This is a genomic window from Rhodoligotrophos appendicifer (assembly GCF_007474605.1).
Classification (GTDB): domain Bacteria; phylum Pseudomonadota; class Alphaproteobacteria; order Rhizobiales; family Im1; genus Rhodoligotrophos; species Rhodoligotrophos appendicifer.
In genome coordinates this window covers 410,055-431,684 of the sequence record NZ_VHKL01000005.1, presented here as the reverse complement: position 1 = coordinate 431,684, position 21,630 = coordinate 410,055, and the positions used below count along the sequence as shown (strand labels likewise).

At 64.0% G+C, this 21,630-nt stretch carries 19 protein-coding genes; 11 read left to right on the top strand and 8 right to left on the bottom strand.

Annotated elements, in window-relative coordinates; genetic code table 11:
* Positions 1 to 13: 13 nt before the first annotated feature.
* The 7 genes from serS to tpiA all read right to left on the bottom strand — a co-directional run bounded on the left by serS (position 14) and on the right by tpiA (position 8,756).
* The gene (gene serS / locus FKM97_RS13870) at positions 14 to 1,318 is read right to left on the bottom strand and encodes a serine--tRNA ligase (RefSeq protein ID WP_144292991.1); all 1,305 of its coding nucleotides are present in this window, start codon (positions 1,316 to 1,318) and stop codon (positions 14 to 16) included.
* Between the two features lie 84 nt (positions 1,319 to 1,402).
* Positions 1,403 to 2,248 carry a 3-deoxy-8-phosphooctulonate synthase gene (gene kdsA / locus FKM97_RS13865; RefSeq protein ID WP_144292990.1) on the bottom strand — a complete coding sequence of 282 codons (846 nt, stop codon included), beginning with the start codon at positions 2,246 to 2,248 and terminating at the stop codon, positions 1,403 to 1,405.
* Positions 2,245 to 3,117: a VOC family protein gene (locus tag FKM97_RS13860; protein WP_144292989.1), complete on the bottom strand. Its 873-nt coding sequence runs from the start codon at positions 3,115 to 3,117 to the stop codon at positions 2,245 to 2,247. Before FKM97_RS13860 ends, kdsA begins: the two co-directional genes overlap by 4 nt.
* 16 nt (positions 3,118 to 3,133) lie before the next feature.
* Positions 3,134 to 5,476 carry a mechanosensitive ion channel domain-containing protein gene (locus FKM97_RS13855; RefSeq protein WP_170240910.1) on the bottom strand — a complete coding sequence of 781 codons (2,343 nt, stop codon included), beginning with the start codon at positions 5,474 to 5,476 and terminating at the stop codon, positions 3,134 to 3,136.
* Positions 5,477 to 5,618: 142 nt separating this feature from the next.
* Entirely contained in the window at positions 5,619 to 7,247 is a 1,629-nt protein-coding gene (gene pyrG / locus FKM97_RS13850) for a CTP synthase (RefSeq protein WP_144292987.1), read from the bottom strand.
* Between the two features lie 88 nt (positions 7,248 to 7,335).
* Positions 7,336 to 7,860 (bottom strand): preprotein translocase subunit SecG, encoded by a 525-nt coding sequence (gene secG / locus FKM97_RS13845; RefSeq protein WP_144292986.1) that lies wholly within the window; start codon positions 7,858 to 7,860, stop codon positions 7,336 to 7,338.
* A 131-nt stretch (positions 7,861 to 7,991) separates the two neighbouring features.
* Entirely contained in the window at positions 7,992 to 8,756 is a 765-nt protein-coding gene (tpiA, locus tag FKM97_RS13840) for a triose-phosphate isomerase (RefSeq protein ID WP_144292985.1), read from the bottom strand.
* 232 nt (positions 8,757 to 8,988) lie between these two features.
* Between tpiA and FKM97_RS13835 the strand changes: the two genes are divergently transcribed.
* From FKM97_RS13835 to FKM97_RS13805, 7 genes are read left to right on the top strand one after another with little or no spacing between them, the layout of a single operon-like run.
* Positions 8,989 to 10,872: a SurA N-terminal domain-containing protein gene (locus FKM97_RS13835; RefSeq protein ID WP_170240909.1), complete on the top strand. Its 1,884-nt coding sequence runs from the start codon at positions 8,989 to 8,991 to the stop codon at positions 10,870 to 10,872.
* A gap of 35 nt (positions 10,873 to 10,907) precedes the next feature.
* Positions 10,908 to 12,428 (top strand): anthranilate synthase component I, encoded by a 1,521-nt coding sequence (trpE, locus tag FKM97_RS13830; RefSeq protein WP_144292983.1) that lies wholly within the window; start codon positions 10,908 to 10,910, stop codon positions 12,426 to 12,428.
* A 30-nt stretch (positions 12,429 to 12,458) separates the two neighbouring features.
* On the top strand, positions 12,459 to 13,043 hold the full coding sequence (locus tag FKM97_RS13825) for an anthranilate synthase component II (RefSeq protein ID WP_144292982.1): 585 nt from the start codon (positions 12,459 to 12,461) through the stop codon (positions 13,041 to 13,043).
* Entirely contained in the window at positions 13,040 to 14,056 is a 1,017-nt protein-coding gene (trpD, locus tag FKM97_RS13820; RefSeq protein ID WP_144292981.1) for an anthranilate phosphoribosyltransferase, read from the top strand. The genes FKM97_RS13825 and trpD overlap by 4 nt, the downstream gene beginning before the upstream one ends.
* 10 nt (positions 14,057 to 14,066) lie before the next feature.
* Positions 14,067 to 14,885, top strand: a complete 819-nt coding sequence (gene trpC, locus FKM97_RS13815; RefSeq protein WP_144292980.1) for an indole-3-glycerol phosphate synthase TrpC — start codon at positions 14,067 to 14,069, stop codon at positions 14,883 to 14,885.
* The gene (gene moaC, locus FKM97_RS13810) at positions 14,882 to 15,367 is read left to right on the top strand and encodes a cyclic pyranopterin monophosphate synthase MoaC (protein WP_144292979.1); all 486 of its coding nucleotides are present in this window, start codon (positions 14,882 to 14,884) and stop codon (positions 15,365 to 15,367) included. Before trpC ends, moaC begins: the two co-directional genes overlap by 4 nt.
* Position 15,368: 1 nt before the next feature.
* Complete coding sequence (locus FKM97_RS13805; protein ID WP_144292978.1) at positions 15,369 to 16,574, top strand: molybdopterin molybdotransferase MoeA; 1,206 nt, start codon at positions 15,369 to 15,371, stop codon at positions 16,572 to 16,574.
* Between the two features lie 11 nt (positions 16,575 to 16,585).
* On the opposite strand, the gene FKM97_RS13800 is transcribed toward FKM97_RS13805, so the two are convergent.
* The gene (locus FKM97_RS13800) at positions 16,586 to 17,251 is read right to left on the bottom strand and encodes a hypothetical protein (protein ID WP_144292977.1); all 666 of its coding nucleotides are present in this window, start codon (positions 17,249 to 17,251) and stop codon (positions 16,586 to 16,588) included.
* 163 nt (positions 17,252 to 17,414) lie between these two features.
* On the opposite strand from FKM97_RS13800, the gene FKM97_RS13795 reads away from it, so the two are divergent.
* The 4 genes from FKM97_RS13795 (at position 17,415) to lexA (ending at position 20,852) form a co-directional block, all read left to right on the top strand.
* Positions 17,415 to 17,672, top strand: a complete 258-nt coding sequence (locus tag FKM97_RS13795; RefSeq protein WP_144292976.1) for a DUF4212 domain-containing protein — start codon at positions 17,415 to 17,417, stop codon at positions 17,670 to 17,672.
* A gap of 12 nt (positions 17,673 to 17,684) precedes the next feature.
* Positions 17,685 to 19,511, top strand: coding sequence for a sodium:solute symporter family protein (locus FKM97_RS13790; protein ID WP_144292975.1), 1,827 nt, complete (start codon positions 17,685 to 17,687; stop codon positions 19,509 to 19,511).
* Positions 19,512 to 19,582: 71 nt separating this feature from the next.
* Positions 19,583 to 19,936, top strand: a complete 354-nt coding sequence (locus FKM97_RS13785) for a YggT family protein (protein ID WP_144292974.1) — start codon at positions 19,583 to 19,585, stop codon at positions 19,934 to 19,936.
* Between the two features lie 208 nt (positions 19,937 to 20,144).
* Positions 20,145 to 20,852 carry a transcriptional repressor LexA gene (gene lexA / locus FKM97_RS13780; RefSeq protein ID WP_144292973.1) on the top strand — a complete coding sequence of 236 codons (708 nt, stop codon included), beginning with the start codon at positions 20,145 to 20,147 and terminating at the stop codon, positions 20,850 to 20,852.
* The last annotated feature ends 778 nt before the right edge of the window (positions 20,853 to 21,630 follow it).

The following is a 21,630-nucleotide window of genomic DNA, read 5'->3' as shown; positions in this document are numbered from 1 at the left end:
GGTTGTGAGTCTCTTAGACATGGGCAGGGATCGCCTCGATCTTGCCCATATAGGGCCACAGGGCTTCGGGGATAAGGATGGAGCCGTCCTCCTGCTGGTAGTTCTCCAGGATCGCGACCAGGGTGCGGCCCACGGCGAGGCCCGAGCCGTTCAGGGTATGGACATATTGGGGCTTGCCGCCCTTCGGCCGGAAGCGCGCCTCCATGCGGCGGGCCTGGAAATCGCCGCAGACGGAACAGCTCGAAATCTCGCGATAGGCATCCTGGCCGGGGAGCCAGACCTCGAGGTCGTAAGTGAGGCGCGAGGCAAAGCCCATGTCGCCGGTGCAGAGCGTCATCACCCGGTAGGGCAGATCGAGGCGCTTCAGCACCGTCTCGGCACAGGTCAGCATGCGGTCGAGCTCCTCGCGGGACGCCTCCGGCGTGGTGATGGAGACCATCTCGACTTTCGAGAACTGGTGCTGGCGGATCATGCCGCGGGTGTCGCGGCCGGCCGCCCCCGCCTCGGCGCGGAAGCAAGGGGTGAAGGCGGTGTAGCGCAAGGGCAGCGCGTCGGCCTCGAGGATCTGCTCGCGGACGAGATTGGTGAGCGGGACCTCGGCAGTGGGGATGAGCCACCGCGATGGCTCACCTGCATCCGTGCGACCCGCTTGGACGGAGAACTGGTCGTCCAGGAATTTCGGCAGCTGAGCGGTGCCGAACATGGCGTCGTCGCGGACGACGAGCGGGGGAGAGATCTCGGTGTAGCCGTGCTCGGTGGTGTGCAGGTCGAGCATGAAGAGGCCAAGGGCGCGTTCCAGGCGGGCGAGCGCGCCCTTCAGCACCACGAAGCGGGCACCCGACAGGCGCGCGGCGGTCTCGAAATCCATGAGGCCCAGGGCCTCGCCGAGCTCGAAATGCTGCTTCGGAGCGAAATTGAACCGGCGCGGCGTGCCGTGGTCGCGGAGCAGGACGTTGCCGTGCTCGTCGGCGCCGTCGGGGACCTCGTCGAGGGGAATGTTCGGGATCTCGGACAGGGCGGCGCGCAGCTCGGCCTCGAGGACGCGCTCGCGCTCCTCGGCCTCCTGCATGGCGGATTTCAGAGCTGCGACCTCGACCATCAGGAGCTGGGCGCGGTCTTCCTCCTTGGCGGCCTTGGCCTGGCCGATCTCCTTGGACAGGGCGTTGCGGCGGGTCTGGGCCTCCTGGGCGGCGGTGATGGCGGCGCGGCGCGCGTCATCGCGTTTCAGAAGCTCCTTCGAGAGCGGCTCGAGGCCACGCCGCTTCAGCCCCTCATCGAAGGCCGAAGCATTGTCGCGGATCCATTTGATGTCGAACATGGGCCTAGCAGGACGGGATTGAGGGAGAAGCCATGGCCCGCTGTATAGGCATAATGAGCGTGCTGCGTCCAGCAACGAGCCGAATTATCTGGACGTGCCGGGGGCTTGATCCTTGGCCAGCCGATCAAAGGCCATGAGGCGGGCGAGCAAGGCCTCCATGTCCTTCAGGGGAACCATGTTGGGGCCGTCGGAGGGGGCGCGGTCGGGATCCTGATGGGTCTCGATGAAGATGCCGGCGACACCCACGGCCACGGCTGCGCGGGCGAGGACGGGCACAAAGTCGCGATCACCGCCCGAGGAACCGCCGAGGCCGCCCGGCTGCTGCACCGAATGGCTCGCGTCGAAGATCACGGGCGCGCCGAAGCGGGCCATGATCGGCAAAGCGCGCATGTCGGAGACGAGGGTGTTGTAGCCGAAGGAGGCGCCGCGCTCCGTCACCAGGATGTCGGAGGCCCCGGCGCCCTCGAGCTTGGCGACCACGTTCTGCATGTCCCAGGGCGCGAGGAACTGGCCCTTCTTCACATTGACCGGCTTGCCGGTGGCAGCCGCAGCGATCAGCAAATCGGTCTGGCGGCAGAGAAAGGCCGGGATCTGCAGGACGTCGACGGCTTCGGCCACCTCGGCGCATTGAGAGATCTCGTGCACGTCGGTGAGGACCGGCAGAGCGAGCTCGCGGCGGATGTCCTGGAAGACCGGCAAGGCGGCTGCAAGGCCCAGGCCGCGCTTGCCGGAAAGGCTGGTGCGGTTGGCCTTGTCGAAGGAGGTCTTGTAGACGAGCCCGAGCCCCAGGCGGCCGGTGATGTCCTTCAGGGCGCCGGCGATGTCGAAGGCGTGCTGGCGCGATTCGAGCTGACAGGGTCCCGCGATCAGCGCGAGGGGCCGGTCATTGCCGAAGGGGACGGCGCCGATGTTGACGGTCGCGTTGATCATGGGCGCCGGGCCTGGAACAGGATCATGGTGTTGAAGGCATCGTCGGGGGCCACGATGAGATGCTCGCCGTCACGCAGATAGGCGATATGGCCGTCATCGAGGGATTCGGTCGCCTGGGCGAGATCGCGGACGAGCACCGTGTAGCCGGCAAAGCACGGGCCCCGGGCCAGGTCCGGGGCAAAGGCTGCCGGGAAATGGACGTCCCAGGCTTCCGGAGTGAGCATGCGGACCCCGCCCCGCTGCAGGGGAAAGCAGATGTCGTCGGGCGCGGTGACTTGCGGCTCGACCCCGGTAAAGGCCGACATGAACGGCGCATAGCGCTGCGGTTCGTCGCTTAGCATCAGCACATCGCCCAAACCCAGCGCGCCATTGGAATGGATCTGATAGTCGCGCTTCCAGAAATGTTGCGGGGCCTGCTGCTGACAGACGAAGAAGGCCGCACGCTCCATCGCCTGATGTGTCGCGAAGGCCAGGGAGAATCCCACCGTCACCTGCTCGCCGTCGGGAAGTGTGGCCAGGCGCTTGAAATCGAAGGGGTCGAAGCGGGAGATGCCGGTCTCGGTAAAGCGCTGCTGATCGGCGCGGGCATCGTCCGAATCGAGGACGAGCATGGAAAAGCCCTCGCCCTCCTCGAGATAATCCCGGTTGAAGGCGGCGAAGCTGAAGAAACGCTCGCCATGCTCGGGGATGATGGAGCGATCGTTGAGGGCGACGAGCTCCAGAAAGGAGCCGTCGAACTGGACAAGATTGTTCATGGTGCCGAAGGGATGGACGGCCCGCGGCATCACCGTGAACCCCATGGACTTGTACCGGGCCGTGGCCATGTCGAGATCATCGGCGCAGAGCACCAGATGGTCGATACCCTTCATGATCGAACCTTTCGCATCACACCGGCGGCTTGCCGTCGCCGACCATCTTAAGCTCCTGGGGCCCGAAGGGCATCCCTATCTTGTTCTCCTCAAAGAGCCTGGCAATGGCGATCCTCACATCGCTGGCCACACCGCCCACCGTGAGCACGTCGGCGACATAGCCGTAAAGCTCGTACTCGTTGGCCGTCGCGCCGAAATTCTGGAACAGGGCCATGGGCGCAGGGAACGGCAAGACCTTGTCATGCTTCTGAGCTGCAGAGACCAGAAGCTTGATCACCGTCTCGGGGTCCACGGCGGGATCGGCCCGCACCGCAATGGCGATCCGGCCCATGGTGTCGGAGTGCGTCCAGTTCTGGACCGATTCGGTGATCAGGCTGGAGTTCGGCACGATGATGGAGGACTTCTCTCCCGTCTCGATCTCCGTCGAGCGCACATTGATCCGCTTCACGATCCCCTGGCCGCCTGAGACCTTGATCAGGTCTCCGACCTTGATCGGCCGTTCGGCGAGAAGGATCAGGCCTGAGACAAAATTGTTGACGATACTCTGCAGACCGAAACCGATACCGACACCGAGAGCACCCGCAACGATGGCCAGATTGTCGAAATTCAGCCCGGCATAGGTCAGGGCGAAGAGGGCCGCCAGGATGAGGCCGAGATAGCCGACACCGGTGCGAATGCTGTCCCGCACGCCCTTGTTGAGCTGGGTGCGGGACAGGACGCGCGCATCGAGCCACCGGGTGAAGAGCTTGGTGAGGAGGAAGCCGATGACGAAGGCCGCCGCCGCCGCCACGACGGTGTAGAGCGAGATCGTGAGGCCGCCGAGGCGAAAGCCGAAAAAGGCCGTGTTCATCCAGCTGGTGATGTCGACCCAGGTGACGGCGGTCTGGAGGATGACAAGCGGCAGGCCAACGAAGACGAGGCCGAAATCCACCAGGGTGGTGATGATGACGCCGAAGCGATCTACCCCGCGATTGCTCAGCGACAAAGCGCTCCGAAGGAAGCGGCCCACGAGGCTGTGGGGCTTCAAGCCGTGGGAAACAAGTTGATCCGCAAGATACCGGATCAGCATGAGGATGACGACCAGGCCCGTCAGCACCACGATTTGCTGGCTGACATATTGGGCCAGGGCAATAAAACCGAGGAGAAGGGCGCCGCAGATGATGCCGACGAGGGCCCAATAGAGCAGCGAGAGATTGGCAAACCACCCGAATCGCCCTTGGACGCTCGAGGGCGCGTGATCCTCGGCCGGATCTTCGGGACGGCGCGCCGTCAACAGAATGAAGACAAGCAGCACAGCCGTCAGGATCGAGTTTACGGCACTCTGAGCGATGGAAAACTGCACAGGAATGAAGAGAATTTCCGTCAGCCGGCGCAGCGCTGCGTCGGTCATGTGCAGGATGATCAGCAATTCGAGCAGCTGGCACAGCCGATGGGCCATCCCATCGGACAGTTCAACAACCCGCCATGTGCCGTTCCGCGGCGAGAGCATCGCGCGCACGAAAGCACGCCCTCCCGCCATGAAGGCAAAGGACAGAGCGAGGGTCCAGTAGATGCGAGTCGCCTGCTGGCTGGTCTCAATGGTGGTGGACAGTGCGAAGTAGATGAGCAGGATGCCTACCAGGATCGAGGCCGAGACGACGATCACCCTCGCCGGAACGTTCCACAAGCGTTCCAGATCGGTAGGGTTGGGCTTGTTGCGTCGCGGCTGCAGCAGCCACTTCAAGGCCCGTCTGGTCACCACGGCGGCCGCGATCGCCGCAGCGAGCTCACCCAACAGAAGGATGAGCGAGAAGCCGGTGAGGGAGCCGACCAACCTGCTCCACCAGTTGTTGAAGACCGTCAGGAACCGCGTGACGAAGGGGTCGACAGTGTTCAGTCCCTCAAGCCAGAGGCGCGGATCCATCACCGATCGATCGGTGATGAAGACCTTCTGGAAGAAACGGCTGTGCTGGATTTCCGAGGCCTGCTCGGAGAGCTGCTGGCTACTCACCCGCAACAGGTCCAACTGCGCCTGCACCGAACGAATGGCATCCCGTCGCGCCGTCAACTGCTTGCGCTGCTCCGCGACGCTGGGCGCTTCCTGCACCTCCCCCTCGGGCAAGGGCCCCAATTGATCGAGGCTCTGATTTGCCGCGTTCAGGAGAGGCTGCAACTGCTCGCTCATCCGCAGGGTGTCCGTGCGGATGGTCTCGATCCTGGCCCTGGTGGAATTCAGGTCGCCGGTGCTGATGTCCGGCCGCGCCAGCTGTTGCTTCAGCTGTTCGATTTCCTGCGTCAGCGGCTGAACCTGGCGCTGCACGCGCTCCAGCACGGCATCCTGCGCCAAGACAGGGGCAGCCAAAACCATCGTGATGGCCATGAAGGCCATCAACCATCTCAGCAGACATATCGAAGGATGGACCGCTCGCGCTTTCATCTGCCCTGCATCATCGAGGACGCGCACCAGCGCGCTTTTCGCATCGGTTGATCACGGAGGACCAAGGCCATTTGAAGGCCGACCGTCACACCAAGCGGCTTTGCTCCACGGCGGCGGCAATGAAGGATGCGAACAACGGATGGGGCGCGAAAGGCCGGGATTTCAACTCCGGATGATATTGAACGCCGACATACCAGGGATGATCGGGAAGCTCCACGGTCTCCGGCAGGAGGCCATCCGGAGACATTCCGGAAAACCTAAGGCCCGCCGCCTCAAGCCGATCGCGGTAGCGGAGATTGACCTCGTAGCGATGACGGTGACGCTCGGAGATGCGAATGTCGCCATAGATCGCCGCGACTTTGGTGTCTCGCCCCAATGTCGCGTCATAGGCACCGAGACGCATCGTGCCGCCCAGATCGCCATTGGCCCGACGCTGCTCGAGCTCGTTGCCGCGCATCCATTCCGTCATCACGCCGACGACCGGTTCCTCGGTCGCCCCGAACTCGGTCGAATTGGCCCTGGCGATGCCGGCCAGATTGCGGGCGGCTTCGATCACGGCCATCTGCATGCCAAAGCAAATCCCGAAATAGGGGACCTTGCGCGTCCGCGCAAAGGTCGCGGCAGCGATCTTGCCCTCGGCACCACGCTCGCCGAAGCCGCCGGGAACAAGGATCCCGTGAACCCCTTCCAGAAAGGGAGACGGATCCTCGCGCTCGAATATTTCCGCCTCAATCCAGTCCAGCTGCACCCGAACATTGTTCGCGATGCCGCCATGGACCAGGGCCTCGTTCAAGGATTTATAGGCATCCAGAAGACCAGTATACTTGCCCACCACGGCGATGCGCACCTGGCCTTCCGGCTCATGGACGCGACGGGCGATCTGTTCCCAGCGCGCCAGGGGCAAGGCAGGATCGGCGTGCAATCCGAAAGCCGCCAGCACCTGGGAATCCAGTCCGGCGCGGTGATAGGTCAGCGGCACGTCATAGATGGACTTCACGTCCAGAGCCGGGATCACCGCCTCTTCGCGCACGTTGCAGAAGGTCGCGATCTTCTTGCGCTGGCCTTCGGGGATCGGACGTTCGCTGCGACACAGCAAAATGTCGGGCTGAATGCCGATGGAGCGCAGTTCCTTCACGGAGTGCTGGGTGGGCTTCGTCTTCAGCTCACCGGCACTGGCGATATAGGGAAGTAAGGTCGCATGGATATAGACGCAGCTGTCGCGCGGCAGCTCGTTGCGCAACTGCCGAATCGCCTCGAAGAACGGCAGGCCCTCGATGTCGCCCACCGTGCCCCCGATCTCGCAGAGGACGAAATCGAACTCCTCATTGCCGCTGAGAATGAACGCCTTGATGGCGTCCGTGACATGGGGAATCACCTGGACCGTGCCGCCGAGATAATCGCCCCGACGTTCCTTGCTCAGGATCTCCTGATAGATCCGGCCCGTGGTGATGTTGTCCTGCTTCGTGCAGGGACGGCCAGTGAAGCGTTCGTAATGGCCAAGGTCGAGGTCGGTTTCGGCACCATCATCGGTGACGAAGACCTCGCCATGCTGATAGGGGCTCATGGTCCCCGGATCGACATTGAGATAGGGATCGAGCTTTCTCAGCCGCACGGAATAACCACGCGCTTGGAGAAGAGCACCGAGTGCTGCGGAAGCGAGCCCCTTGCCGAGTGAGGAAACCACGCCGCCGGTAATGAATATGTACCGCGCCATGGGCCTGCAACGTACACCAGATTCAGAAATTTCCACCAGCGCTAATCGACATTATGCGCAAGAGGTTTTGCGTCGTGTTCACCAGACATCAATTCGGCGCCGGAACTTGCGGCTGAGCCGGGCTCGCAGGTGACGCCGGTGCACTCGAGGGTGCTGGCGACGTCGTTGCCGGCGCCGATGAACTCGGCGCCGATGAACCCGGCGCTGACGAGCTCGGCGCCGTGGGTGCCGGTGCCGATGAGCTTGGCGCTGTGGGTGCCGGCGCCGATGAGCTGGGCGCTGATGGCAGATTCGGCAGCACCGAGCCACCGCCGGCCGGTGCGCCCGCCGGGGCCTGGCCAGCAGGCGCCTCGCGCTGCATCAATTGATCGAAGACCGAACCGCCGCCGCCACGGCTGTGAATGAGGGTCAGCACCATGGATGTGACAAAGAACATGGCCGCGAGAATGGCCGTGGCCCGCGTGAGAAGATTCGCAGCACCGCGACTGGAGAACATGGACCCGCCGCCGCCGCCACCGATGCCCAGAGCGCCGCCCTCGGAGCGCTGCAAGAGCACGACCGCGACGAGACCGATCGCCACGAGCAGGTGGATGACGAGAATAACCTCTTCCATGTTCTCAACCCAGTTCGCGCCGCCAGGATCGGCGCCGTCACGCGGCGGCAGGCTTTAGCGCGAAACATATCCCAGTGCAAACTGCCATTTGGTCGCCCGTCGGTGCGAGATCAAGCATCCGACCAGGATGTTCACAGCGGCGCAAAGACCGCGATGATCCCAAGAAAGTCCTTTGCACTCAGGCTCGCTTGGCCCACCAAACCACCGTCCACATTGGGAATTTTCAGAATGGATGCCGCGTTCTGAGGCTTCATGGAGCCACCATAGAGCAGCCGAATTTCGTCCGCGTCACGGCCGAGGCCGGAGGTCAGATGGCTGCGGATCACATCATGAACCTCGCCGATCTGCTCCTCCGTCGGGGTCCGGCCCGAGCCGATGGCCCAGACGGGCTCATAGGCGAGCACGGTGTTCCCCGCCGTCGACGTCGCGGGCACCGATCCATCGAGCTGGCTTCGGATGACGTCGAGGGTGTTTCCCGCATCGCGCTGGGCCTCCGTCTCGCCGATACAGATGATGCTCACCAGACCGGCGCGATGGGCAGCGGCAGCCTTCTCCCTCACCAGCTCATCGGTTTCCCCGTGAAAACCGCGCCGCTCGGAATGGCCAACAATCACCAGGGTGGCGCCGGCGTCGCGAATCATCTCGGCGGAGACGTCGCCGGTGTAGGCACCGGAGGGCTCGGGACGGCAATCCTGACCCCCGACGGCGATGACGCTCTCCTCCAGAGCCTCGGAGACCGACCGCAGCAGCGTCGCCGGAGGGCAGATCGCGACGTCGCATGCCAGTTCCACGCCCTCCAGCATGGCGGCCAGCAAGCGGATTTCGGCAAGCGAGGCCGATAGGCCATGCATTTTCCAGTTGCCGACGACGAGCGGCATTAGGGTTGTGGCAACCATTCTCCATCCATGTTTTAGATCCCGCGAGAGGACGGATCCGACCCCCGCGCCTGTCCCCAGGGCGACAGTGAAGCCCGTACGTCCTAAAGACGCAAGCATCCGCAATCAATTGCACATATGTGTGGGGCGCTGGACTTGCCCCCAGGGCACGCGATCCATATGATGCGGCCTCCGCGCCGGAGAAGGGTTTTGGCGCGCCTGCAAGGTTGGGACCCGAGAGATGCTTTCTGTCATGCGAAGCAAAGCCGCCGGTTGGGTGGCTAAACTGTTCATCGCGCTCATTGCGATGAGCTTCGCGGTCTGGGGCGTCTCGGACATCTTCACAGGGCCGCGCAACGTGGCCGTGGCCACGGTCGGCGATCGCGAGATTGGGGTCGAGCAGTATCAGCAGTCGCTGCAGCAGCAGATGCGGTCGCTGTCGCAACGACTCGGCCGGTCCATCACCCTCGAGGAGGCACGGCAATTCGGCTTCGACCTGCAGGTGCTGAACGAGATGGTGCGAAACACCGCCCTCGAGGTGCAGGCCCAGAACCTTGGATTGGCCGTGCCCGACATCGCCATTGCCGAGCGGGCGGCCCGGATCCCCGCCTTCCGCAACCCGCGCGGCGAGTTCGATCGCAGCACTTTCCTGCAAGTGCTGAGGGCGAACGGCCTGACCGAGGCCCAGTACCTCGAGCTCGAGCGGACGCAAATGCTGCGGGAGTCCATCGCCAGCGCCGTCGATCGCCAGTTCCAGGTGCCGGAGACCCTGATCAAGGCGGCCTTCGAGAACCAGGCCAGCGAACGCGTCGGCACCTATATCACCCTGCCCGCCCCGACCCTCGAAAACATTCCCGCGCCGACCGAGGCGGAGATCACCGAGTACTACAATGAGCACAAGCGCAGCTTCACTGCGCCGGAGTTCCGCACCCTGACCGTGGTGGCGATGGAGCCGGAGGACGTCGCCAAAGGCATCGAGATTCCGGAGGCCGAAGTCGAGGCCGCCTATCAACAGCGGCTGGACCAGTTCTCGGTGCCGGAGAAGCGCCAAGTCCTGCAGATGGCCTTTGCGGACGAGGCCGCCGCCCGGGCCGCGCGCGCCAAGCTGCAATCGGGGGCCGATTTCGTCGCCCTCGCGAAGGAGCAGGGGCTGACGGAGGCGGATTACACCATGGGTCTGGTCACCAAGCGACAGATCCCGGACACGGCGCTCGCCGACGCCGCCTTCTCCCTCCAGAAGGACCAGGTCAGCCAGCCCGTCGAGGGACGGCTTTCGGTCATGCTGCTGAAAGTGACCGACATCCAACCCGGGCAGGTGACGCCCCTGGCCGAGGTGAGGGACAAGCTGCTCCAGTCGCTCAAGGTCGCAAAGGCCACGGATCGGATCGGGACGCTTCACGATGAGTTCGAAGATGAACGGGCAAGCGGTGCGAGCCTGCGCGAGGCCGCCGAGAAGATGAACCTGCCGGTCCTGCAGATCGATGGGGTCGACCGCAGCGGCAAGGGCCCGGACGGGGCGCCGATCACCAATCTGCCTGCCCTCGACCGCGTCGTGGCAGCCGCCTTCGAGAGCGATGTGGGGGTCGAGAACGATCCCGTCAGCACCGAAGACGAGGGCTTCGTCTGGTTCGACGTCGCGGACATCTCGCCTGAAGCGGCGAAGTCCGTGGACGAGGTGCGGCCCGAGATCATCAAGCTCATCTCCACAGAGCGTGCCGGCGAGGCCTTGAGGGCGAAGGCCGAGGGTTACGCTACCGAGGTCCGCAGCGGTGCGAAGAGCTTCGATCAACTGGCGCAGGAGCTATCCCTGGCTCCCCAAACCACCCCCCCCCTCAAACGCAATGGCGAAGCGCCCGGCTTGACCAAGGCCGGCGTCGCCGCCCTGTTCGCCACACCCGAAGGCGGCGTGGGGGTCGCCAACGACCCGGAGACAAAGACCACGCAGCTCATCCAGACCACGAAGATCGCCGTCCCGGCATTCGATCCGGACGGACCGCAGGCCGCCGCGCTGCAACGGACGCTCGAGCAGAGCCTGTCCGGCGATATCTTCGGCGAATATGTCGCCGACCTGGAGAAGGATCTGGGCGTCACGATGAACAATGAGGTTTGGTCGAGGATCAGTTCACCGCAATCCTGACCAATCCCCTGCCCTCCATCCAGTGACGTGACATCATGCTTTCCACACCAGACTACGAAGCCTTTGCCCGCCTCTATGAGCGGGGCGAGGCGCAGGTCGTTTCGGCGCGTCTCGTCGCAGACCTGGAGACGCCGGTCTCGGCGATGCTCAAAATCGCACGCCATGAACCCTACAGCCTGCTGCTGGAATCCGTAGAAGGCGGCGCCGTGCGCGGCCGTTACTCGATCATCGGCATCAAGCCGGACCTCATCTGGAAGGTGGAGAACGGCAAGACCTTCATCAATCGGGGAGCCTTGGCCGATCCCGAGGGGCCCTTCGTGGAAATCGCCGAGGCACCGCTCAACGCCCTGCGAGAGCTCATGGCGGAGTCCCGCATCGACCTGCCCGCCGATCTGCCTCCCATGGCGGCCGGCGTCCTGGGCTATATGGGCTACGACATGGTGGGGTTCATGGAGCGGCTGCCGGAGCCGGGCCCGGACGTCCTCGCCGTCCCGGACAGCATCCTGATCAGGCCCACGATCATGGCCATCTTCGATTCTGTGAAGGATGAAGTGACCATCGTCACGCCGGTCTTCCCCCTCCCCTCGGTCAAGGCGAAAGCCGCCTATGCGCGGGCACAGGAGCGGCTAAGCGACGTGATGGCGGCGCTGAACCGTCCGCTCGACCACAATCTTCACATCGAAGCGGACGTGGCACCGGTGCAGCCGGCCGCATCGAACACCTCAGCGGATGAATTCCGCGAGATGGTCCGCCGGGCCAAGGACTACATCCTCGCCGGCGACATCTTCCAAGTCGTCCTCAGCCAGCGGTTCGAGGCACCTTTCGGCCTCAGCCCCTTGTCGCTCTACCGGGCGCTGCGGCGGGTCAATCCCTCCCCGTTTCTCTATTTCCTGAATTTCGGCGATTTCTCCATCATCGGCTCGAGCCCCGAAATCCTCGTGCGCGTGCGCGAAGGCCAGGTCACCATCCGGCCGCTGGCGGGCACCCGGCCGCGCGGCTCCAACCCGGCGGAGGATCAAGCGCGGGCGAAGGAACTGCTGGCCGATCCGAAGGAGCGGGCGGAGCACCTCATGCTGCTCGACCTCGGCCGCAACGACGTGGGGCGGGTGGCAAAGATCGGCACGGTCGAGGTCACGGACCAGTTCGCGTTGGAATTCTACAGCCAGGTCATGCACATCGTCTCGCATGTGGAAGGCGAGCTCGATCCCCATTATGATGCGATCGACGCCCTGGTGGCGGGGTTTCCGGCGGGAACGGTGTCGGGCGCCCCAAAGGTTCGGGCCATGGAAATCATCGCGGAGCTGGAGAAGGAAAAGCGCGGCCCCTATGCCGGCTGCGTCGGCTATTTCTCAGCCAGTGGCGACATGGACACCTGCATCGTCCTGAGAACGGCCATTCTCAAAGGCGGAAAAATGTATGTCCAGGCCGGAGCCGGCATCGTCGCCGACAGCGATCCGGAGGCCGAGCATCAGGAATGCGTCAATAAGGCGAAGGCCTTGTTCCGCGCTGCGGAAGAAGCGGTGCGCTTCGCCGGGGAAGCCGGGATGGGACAATGACCCCCCAACCCGTCACAGTGGAGGAAGCCCATGCTCGTCCTCATCGATAATTACGACAGCTTCACCTATAATCTGGTGCATTATCTGGGCGAACTCGGCGCTGAGGTTCAAGTCTATCGCAACGACAAGATCTCGGCCTCCGGCGTCATGGAGCTGAAGCCCGAGGCGATCGTGCTTTCCCCCGGTCCCTGCACTCCGAAGGAGGCCGGGATCTCGGTCGAGCTGGTCGAGCGCGCCGGCCCGAGCATCCCCATTCTTGGCGTCTGTCTTGGCCACCAGGCCATCGGACAGGTCTATGGCGGCGAGGTCATCCGCGCACCCCATGTCATGCATGGGAAACTGTCCAAGATCCACCATGAGGGTCAGGGCGTATTCCGCGGCATCAACAGCGACTTCCAGGCCACGCGCTATCATTCGCTGATCGTGGATCGCGACAGCCTGCCGGACGCGCTGATGATCACGGCCGAGACGGAGGACGGACTCATCATGGGGCTGCAGCACAAGGCGCATCCCGTGCATGGGGTCCAGTTTCACCCCGAGAGCATCGCCTCCGAACATGGCCACCAGCTGCTGCGCAATTTCCTGGACCTCGCCGGTGTGACCGCGAAGCAATGACCGACTTCAAGCCTCTGATCGCCAAAGCCGCAGACGGGCAGCCCCTGAGCCGGGAGGAGGCCCAGCAGGCCTTCGACATCATGATGTCGGGGGCTGCGACGCCGTCGCAAATCGGCGGCTTCCTCATGGCGCTGCGGGTCCGCGGCGAAACGATCGACGAGATCACCGGCGCGGTGGAGACCATGCGCTCCAAGATGACGCGCGTGAGTGCCCCGGCCGATGCCCTCGACATCGTCGGCACCGGCGGCGACGGCAGCCGAACCTTCAACATCTCCACCTGCTCGGCTTTGGTCGCGGCCGGCGCCGGGCTCAGGATCGCGAAACACGGCAACCGAGCCTTGTCCTCGAAATCGGGGGCCGCAGACGCCTTGATGGCGCTGGGGGTCAATATCGATACATCGCCGGCGAAGATCCAGGAATGCATAGAGGGCGCAGGCGTGGGCTTCATGTTTGCCCCCGCCCATCACGCCGCCATGCGCCATGTGGGCCCATCCCGGGTGGAGCTCGGCACAAGAACCATCTTCAACCTCCTCGGCCCCCTCTCCAATCCCGCCGGCGTCAAGCGACAGGTGGTCGGCGTCTATGCGCGCGCCTGGGTCGAACCCCTGGCTCATGTCCTTCGCAATCTCGGATCCGACCGCGTCTGGATCACCCATGGCTCCGACGGTCTCGACGAGATCACGATCACGGGCACGACCTATGTGGCGGAGTTGAAGGACGGCGCGGTGAGGAGCTTCGAGATCACTCCCGAAGATGCCGGACTTTCGCGGGCGTCGCTGGAGGAGATTCGGGGTGGGGACGCCGAGCAGAATGCCGCAGCCATCCGTACCGTGCTGGCGGGCGGCCGCAGTGCGTTTCGCGACATCGTGCTGCTGACGACAGCCGGCGCTCTCGTGGTCGCCGACAAATGCGCGACATTGAAGGACGGCGTCGCCCTGGCCGCCGAGGCCATCGACTCGGGTGCTGCGGCGACCGTGCTGGAGCAGCTCGTCTTCATCTCGAACAAGGAATAGCGACAGGCCGATGACCACCATCCTGGACAGAATCGCCTCCTATAAGCGCGAGGAGGTCGCCTCCAGCAAAGCGCGGACGAGCTTTGCGGCCCTGGACCGGGATGCGCGCGAGGCCGGGGCGTGCCGCGGTTTCGCCCGCCATCTCCAGGAGCGGGTCCGAAACGGGTCCTTCGCGCTCATCGCGGAAATCAAAAAGGCAAGCCCGTCCAAGGGCGTGATTCGCGCCGACTTCGACCCCGTTGCCCTTGCACAGGCCTATGAAGCCGGCGGCGCGACGTGCCTGTCGGTGCTCACGGATGGACCCTCGTTCCAGGGCGACCTCACCTATCTCCGAGAGATCCACTCAGCCGTCGCCCTTCCCCTGCTGCGCAAGGACTTCCTGCTCGATCCCTACCAGGTCGCGGAAGCCAGGGTGTGGGGTGCGGACTGCATCCTGATCATCATGGCGATGATCGACGACGCCCTCGCCAGGGAGATCGAGGCCGCAGCCTTTGAGTACGGGATGGACGTGCTGGTGGAGGTGCATGACGAGGCGGAACTCGCGCTCGCCCTGCGGCTCGACTCGCCGCTGATCGGCATCAACAACCGCGACCTGAAAACCTTCGAGGTGCGGCTAGAGACCACCGAGCGGCTTGCACCGATGATCCCGAGGGACCGGATGATCGTAGGGGAGAGCGGGATTTTCACGACGGCCGATCTCGAGCGGCTGGCGCGCGCCCATGTCTTGAGCTTCCTGGTGGGCGAGAGCCTGATGCGGCAGGACGACGTCGCCGCGGCGACGCGGATGCTGCTCCAGGGCGCAAGCAGCGACAAGGAAGGCTCATCATGACAGAGTCCCGCGGCCTCACCCATCTCGACGACAAGGGCCGGGCGATGATGGTCGACGTCTCGGACAAGGCGGAGACGGCGCGCATGGCGCTGGCCGGCGGCAGCGTCTGGATGAAGCCGGAAACCCTGGCGATGATCCTCGCCGGAGACGCCGAAAAGGGCGACGTCATCGCCACCGCCCGCATCGCCGGGATCATGGCCGCCAAACGCACCCACGAGCTGATTCCCCTGTGCCATCCGCTCGGCATCACGAAGGCCGTTGTCGAGTTCGAGGTCGACCGCGACGCCTCGCGGATCGACGTCACCGCCCGGGTCAAGGTCAATGGCAAGACCGGGGTCGAGATGGAAGCGCTGACGGCGGTGAGCGTCGCCTGCCTCACCCTCTACGACATGTGCAAGGCGGTGGATCGCGGCATGCGCATCGGCGACATCCGCGTCATCGAGAAGCTCGGCGGGAAATCCGGACATTACCAAGAAGGCTGAGATGGCAAACCTCCTGCCCGTGAAAGACGCGTTGCGCCAGATCCTTGCGGACGTGGTGCCCGTGGGCGAGGAGATCGTCGCGCTGGATGACGCGTTGGGGCGGACGCTGGCCATGCCGGTCATCGCAGAGCGCGATCAGCCGCCGTTCCATGCCTCCGCCATGGATGGTTACGCCGTCCGCTTCGAAGACGTGGTGGGCAAGACGCCGATGCTCAAGCTGGTGGGCCTCTCCCGCGCGGGACACGGGTTTGCCGAGCGGCTGAAGCCGGGAGAGGCCGTGCGCATCTTCACCGGTGCTCCCGTGCCGGAGGGCGCAGATGCCGTGGTGGTCCAGGAAAACGTCACCGCCGATGGCGACAGGGTGCAAGTGAACGAAGCGGAATCGCGGCCGCGCCACATCCGGAAGAAGGGGTTGGACGTCGCCCGCGGCGACATGCTGATCGCGGCGGGGACTCTGCTGACGGCGCGGCATATCGGGCTCGCGGCTTCCGCCAACCAGGCGCATCTCGCGGTGCGGCGCAAGCCGGTGATCGCCATCCTGCCGACCGGGGACGAGTTGGTGGAGCCGGGCTCGCTGCCCCGCGACGACCAGATCCTGTCCTCGAACAATCATGCTCTCAGCAGCTTCGTACGCAGTTTTGGAGGGCTGGCCGTCGATCTGGGCATCGTCGGCGACACGCTTCCGGCACTGGAGGCTGCCATCGAGCGGGGCCTCGATGCCGATGTGCTGGTCACCATCGGCGGCGCCTCGGTGGGCGATCACGACCTGGTCCAGGAGGCGCTGGTCCGATCGGGCCTGAAGCTCGCCTTCTGGCGGCTGGCGATCCGGCCGGGGAAGCCGCTGATGTTCGGCCATCTGGAGGGAAAGCGGGTCCTGGGCCTGCCGGGCAACCCCGTCTCGGCCCTGGTCTGCGCCCGGGTGTTCCTGCATCCGCTGATGATGGCGCTGCTCGGTCGTACCGCCGGCGACGATGTCGAGACCGTGCCGCTGGCGGAGGGGCTCAAGGCCAATGACGAGCGGCAAGACTATATCCGGGCGAAGCTCGTGCGGGACGCCGGCGGACGGCTCTGCGCCCGGGCCATGGAGATCCAGGACAGCTCCATGCAGCGCAGCCTCGCCAATGCCGACTGCCTGATCATCCGGCCGCCCCATGCCCCCACCGCGGAGGCCGGCAGCGCGGTGGAGATCCTGCGGCTCGACTTCTGAGTCGTTGCCGCTTAGCCCTGCGGCTTCCGGTACCAATCGGCAAGGACGGCCGGCGCATCGGTCCGGTTGCGGAAATCCTCGCGGATCTCGTTCCAGGCGAAGCGCATCGAGCTCTCGACGATCTCACGGTCGTATTTCTTCAGATCTTCCGCGATGGGCGCCCATTCCACCAGGGCCTTGGGGCTGTGCGTGAAGGCGCTGGCGCCGGCGGCGATGTTCTCCCAATGGGTTTCCGCCAGGCGCTGCTCGAACGCCGCCGTCCATGCCCGAGGTGCATCCAGATCCTGTACGCTCTCGCTGTTGTCGGCGAGCCCTGACCGGTAGCAGGCACGGGCCATCGGATCGCGGGCCGGCGCCTCGCTCCGCGAGGGCGCCACATGGGCCACCGCATGGATGGTCAGGTCGGACAAGGACGCCGCGAAGATGTTCATGTTGGCGATCCGGATGGAGACGCTGAAGACCTCGTCTTCGAACATCTTCGGATAGCCCATCCCCATGCGCTCCTTCAGATAGCCATAGAGCTTCTTCTGGGTGACCAGAGCCGAGCGGGTGCTGGCGAAGTGAAAGAGGCGCTGAACCGTGTCGATGGGTGCCGTGTCGTGGCGCGACGAGAATCCGGCTGCGAGATCTATCACCCACCTGGCAGCGTCGATCAATTGGGCCGGGATTTGCTTCATGGCTCCAGATGAAACATCGAAAACAACAATGGAATGCTACGATAGGCTTATTTGCGCAATTGAAATCCGCTTGTAATCATTGTGCAGGTACCGATTCCACTTAGGAAGCGGGCCTCGAAATGCAGGGAACACATTTGCATTTGAGAGAGGGGAGGAACATTACATGTCCAGTACAGACACTGGTGCCATGGATCGCCACTGGATCAAGACCAGAAACTTGACCTATGTCGTCCTCGCGCTGTGGGCGCTTTTCGGAATCATCATTCCCTGGAACGCTGCGTCCCTAAATTCCTTTAGTTTTCTCGGATTTCCTCTGGGTTACTACATGAGCGTACAGGGATCGCTCATCGCCTTCGTCGCACTGATCTGGATCCAGAACTGGATGCAGGATCGCATCGATGACGAATTCGGAATCGAATAGGGGGGCGGACCAATGGCTAACAACAATGAGGAAGCAGTCCGCGACAAGCGGTTCATAGACAACCTTGGGTTGGTCTATACTCTTTATACAGTCGGGTTTCTGATTTTCTTCGCCTTCATGGCGGTCCTGGAAAGTCTCGGCGTCGGCGCCGAAGTCATCGGCGTCGGCTTCCTGCTGTTCACCATCGCCATCTATGCCATCATCGGCTGGCTGTCGCGCACTGCGGAAGTGGATGCCTATTACGTGGCCGGCCGGGAAGTCCCCGCACTCTATAACGGCATGGCCACAGCGGCGGACTGGATGTCCGGCGCCTCCTTCGTGGCCCTCGCGGGCGGGGTCTATTTCGGCGGCTATCCCTATCTTGGATATATCGTCGGATGGACGGGCGGCTATGTGCTCGTCAACTCCCTCATGGCACCCTATCTGCGCAAGTTCGGCTGCTACACCGTGCCGGACTTCGTCGGGACCCGCTATGGCGGCAATACCGCGCGCCTCTGCGCAGTAATCATCCTCGTGGTCGCGTCCTTCACCTATGTGACGGCACAGATCAACGCCACCGGGACGATCGCCGCACAGACGCTCGGCATCCCCTTCGAACTCGGCGTCTGGCTGGGCCTGCTCGGCATCTTCATCTGCTCCATGCTGGGCGGGATGCGCGGCGTGACCTGGACCCAGGTTGCGCAGTATATCGTGCTGATCATCGCCTATCTGGTGCCCATCATCTGGATGTCGAACCGCCAGGATTTCGGCATCATCCCGCATTTCAACTATGGCGGTGCCCTCGCCCGGATCACCGAGCTGGAGGCCCAGTACGGCCTGGCACCGGCGGCGCAACCCATCCCCGGCCTGTCGGTCCTGGTGAACCCGCAGAACAACCCAGCGGGCAATGGCTGGGCCATGGTCTCACTGGCGATCTGCATGATGGCGGGCACCGCTTCGCTGCCGCATATCCTCATGCGCTACTTCACAACGCCAACGGTCCGCTCAGCCCGCCGCTCGGTCGGCTGGTCGCTCCTGTTCATCTTCCTGCTCTATTTCTCGGCGCCGGCCCTGGCCACGCTGACGAAGCTGCAGCTTCTGGATCCCACCTTGGCAACCTCGGTCATCGGCAAAGCCTTCGCCGACGTCTCGAACCTCGAATGGGTGAAGCATTGGAGCTCCGTCGGCATGCTCGCGGTCGTCGACCAGAATGGCGACGGCATCGTGCAGCTGAACGAGTTCTTCATGCGGCCCGACATCGTCGTGCTCGCCACGCCTGAAATTGCCGGCCTTCCCTATGTGATCTCGGGCCTCGTGGCCGCGGGTGGCCTTGCGGCCGCCATGTCGACCGCGGACGGGCTGCTGCTCGCCATCGCCAACGCACTGTCGCATGATCTCTACTACAAGATCATCGATCCCAAGGCCGACACGCGCCGGCGCCTGATTGTTGCCCGCGTGCTGCTGCTCTTCATCGGAGCCGCGGCGGCGTTCATCGCTTCGCTCAAGCTCACCGGGATCCTGGGCGCCGTGGCCTGGGCCTTCGACTTCGCCTGCTCGGGACTGTTCTTCCCCCTTGTGCTCGGCATCTGGTGGAAGCGGGCGAATGCTCCAGGGGCGATCGCCGGCATGGTCGGCGGCTTCGTCGCCGGATCGCTCTATCTGTATCTGGTCTTCAACAAGATCATGACGCCCTGGCTCGGCATCGACGACGTCCGCTTCGGCATCGTCGGCATGGCCGTCAGCCTGGTCGCCATGGTCGCGGTCTCGCTGATGACGCGAGTGCCGTCCAAGGAGATCCAGGACATGGTCGACGAGGTCCGGATCCCCGGCGGCCGCACAATGCTTGCAGCCGGACACTAAACGGCTTTATGCAATGACATGGGGGGCGGGATCTGATCCCGCCCCCCGCTTGCATCTTGAGGCGGGGATCCTTGGAACACCTCATCACCATCCACCCGCTCTGGGTCATCGTGGTGGACTATGTCCTCGGTCTCGTCATGTGGACGCTGATCGGCCGGGCCGCCATGAACCTCTTCCTGCGGGAGGATTCCGAATTCTTCTTCATGCGGGTGTTCGTGCGGGCCACAAATCCCCTGCTGCGCGTCTTCCGCCCCATCACCCCCGCTTTCCTTGTGGACCCGCTGGTGCCGCTCTACGTGGCGTGGTTCTTCTTCATGATCCGCTTCTATCTGATGCCCTGGCTGCTGGGCTATTCGGTCATGGGCATGCTCTCCTTCCCGCTCGAGAGCGACATCGCCCAGTTCATCTACAAAGTCTTCAACTGAAGAGCCTCTGAGCCACGGCTGTGTTCCGCGGCGAAGCCGACCGAGCACTTGCCGTCCTGCGGGAGCTTGAGTGATCGGGCGTCCTTAATCCTGCTTTAACCTTGCTGAACATATATAGAACGCCTATAAAGGTTTCGTCTTTGTTCTCCCTTGAGTCGGGCCTCGAAAAGAGGCTTGCGGCTCCGGGCCAAAAGTAGGCCGATCCGATATGCTGACGCGCAAGCAACACGAGCTGCTGATGTTCATCCACGAGCGACTGAAGGAGGCCGGCGTGCCGCCATCGTTCGAGGAGATGAAAGAGGCGCTCGACCTGCGCTCCAAATCGGGCATTCACCGGCTGATCACCGCTCTCGAGGAGCGCGGATTCATTCGCAGACTGCCGCACCGGGCTCGGGCGCTCGAGGTCGTGCGCCTGCCCGAATCCTATAATGGCGGACTTGCGTCGGCGCCGCAGCGGCGATTCAATCCGAATATCATTGAAGGGTCCCTGGGCAAGATCCGCCCCATGGCCGCGGGCGACACTGGCAGGGCCGAGCCCGCGATCGTGCCGGTGATGGGACGCATCGCGGCCGGCGTGCCCATCGATGCCATCCAGGATCACACCCATAATATCAGCGTCCCGGCCGACATGCTCAGCCCCGGGGAGCATTTCGCCCTCGAGGTCAAAGGCGATTCCATGATCGAGGCCGGCATTCTCGATGGGGACACGGTGCTGATCCGACGCGCTGATCAGGCTAATAACGGTGAAATCGTCGTCGCGCTCGTCGACCGCGAGGAAGCCACCCTGAAGCGCCTCCGCCGTAAAGGCGATTCGATCGCGCTGGAAGCCGCCAACCCGGCCTATGAAACGCGCATCTTCGGTCCGGATCGCGTGAAGATCCAAGGCAAGCTCATCGGCCTCATCCGCCGGTATTGAGAAGCGGCTGGGGGGCTGAGAGGCGGCCAACGAAGCCTGCCGATGCTCCGCAACGCCTCTCCGCTGCGCTGCCGTTTTTTGGCGGCGGAGCCAACGGTGAATCGTCGACAGCGGCGCGTTCGCTGTGCCGGTGGTTCGTGATGCCGGGCCTTCGCGTGGCCGGTACGTTAGCGTGGCCGGTGCGCTGTGAAAGCCGGTGCGCTGTGAAAGCCGGTGCGCTGTCATTGCCGGTGCGCTGTCGTTCCCAGCGGTTCGCCTTGCCTGCGGTTGGCGTTTGCGTAGCCTTGCGGATTTGCGGATCGTCCGTCTTGAAGGACGCTTGACTGCGCCTCCAGCGTCCTGGCGGCCTCAGCGGCCTCAGCGCCCCGTCGTCACCACCGACCTGGTTCTCCAAGCCGGCGTCGATCATCCCTTCACGTCTCGGGCGCGGGATGGCCGGGTCGGGTTTCAGACAACTTGCCAGCAGTTTCAAAACGCTGCTCCCATCGTTGACCGGTTCGGTTCCCCTGGCTAAGCGATGCTGGTCGCGGGGCCTGAGCTTCGCTCGCCGCGGTCTCAAGGGTGTGGGCATGGACTTTCACGGCACTGGTCCCACGGCTTGGCGCCCGTAGGCGGGACTATCGGCCGCGCTCAATATCGACCTTTGCCACGCGCGCCGTGGGCCTGAGCAGAACTCGCCGCGGGCCTCGGTTGCTGCGGGTACGCCGTAGACGGCTCGGTCCACGAGGATTGGCGGTGCCGGGTGGGTCTTCAGCTGCTCTCGCCGTGGGCCTTCCGC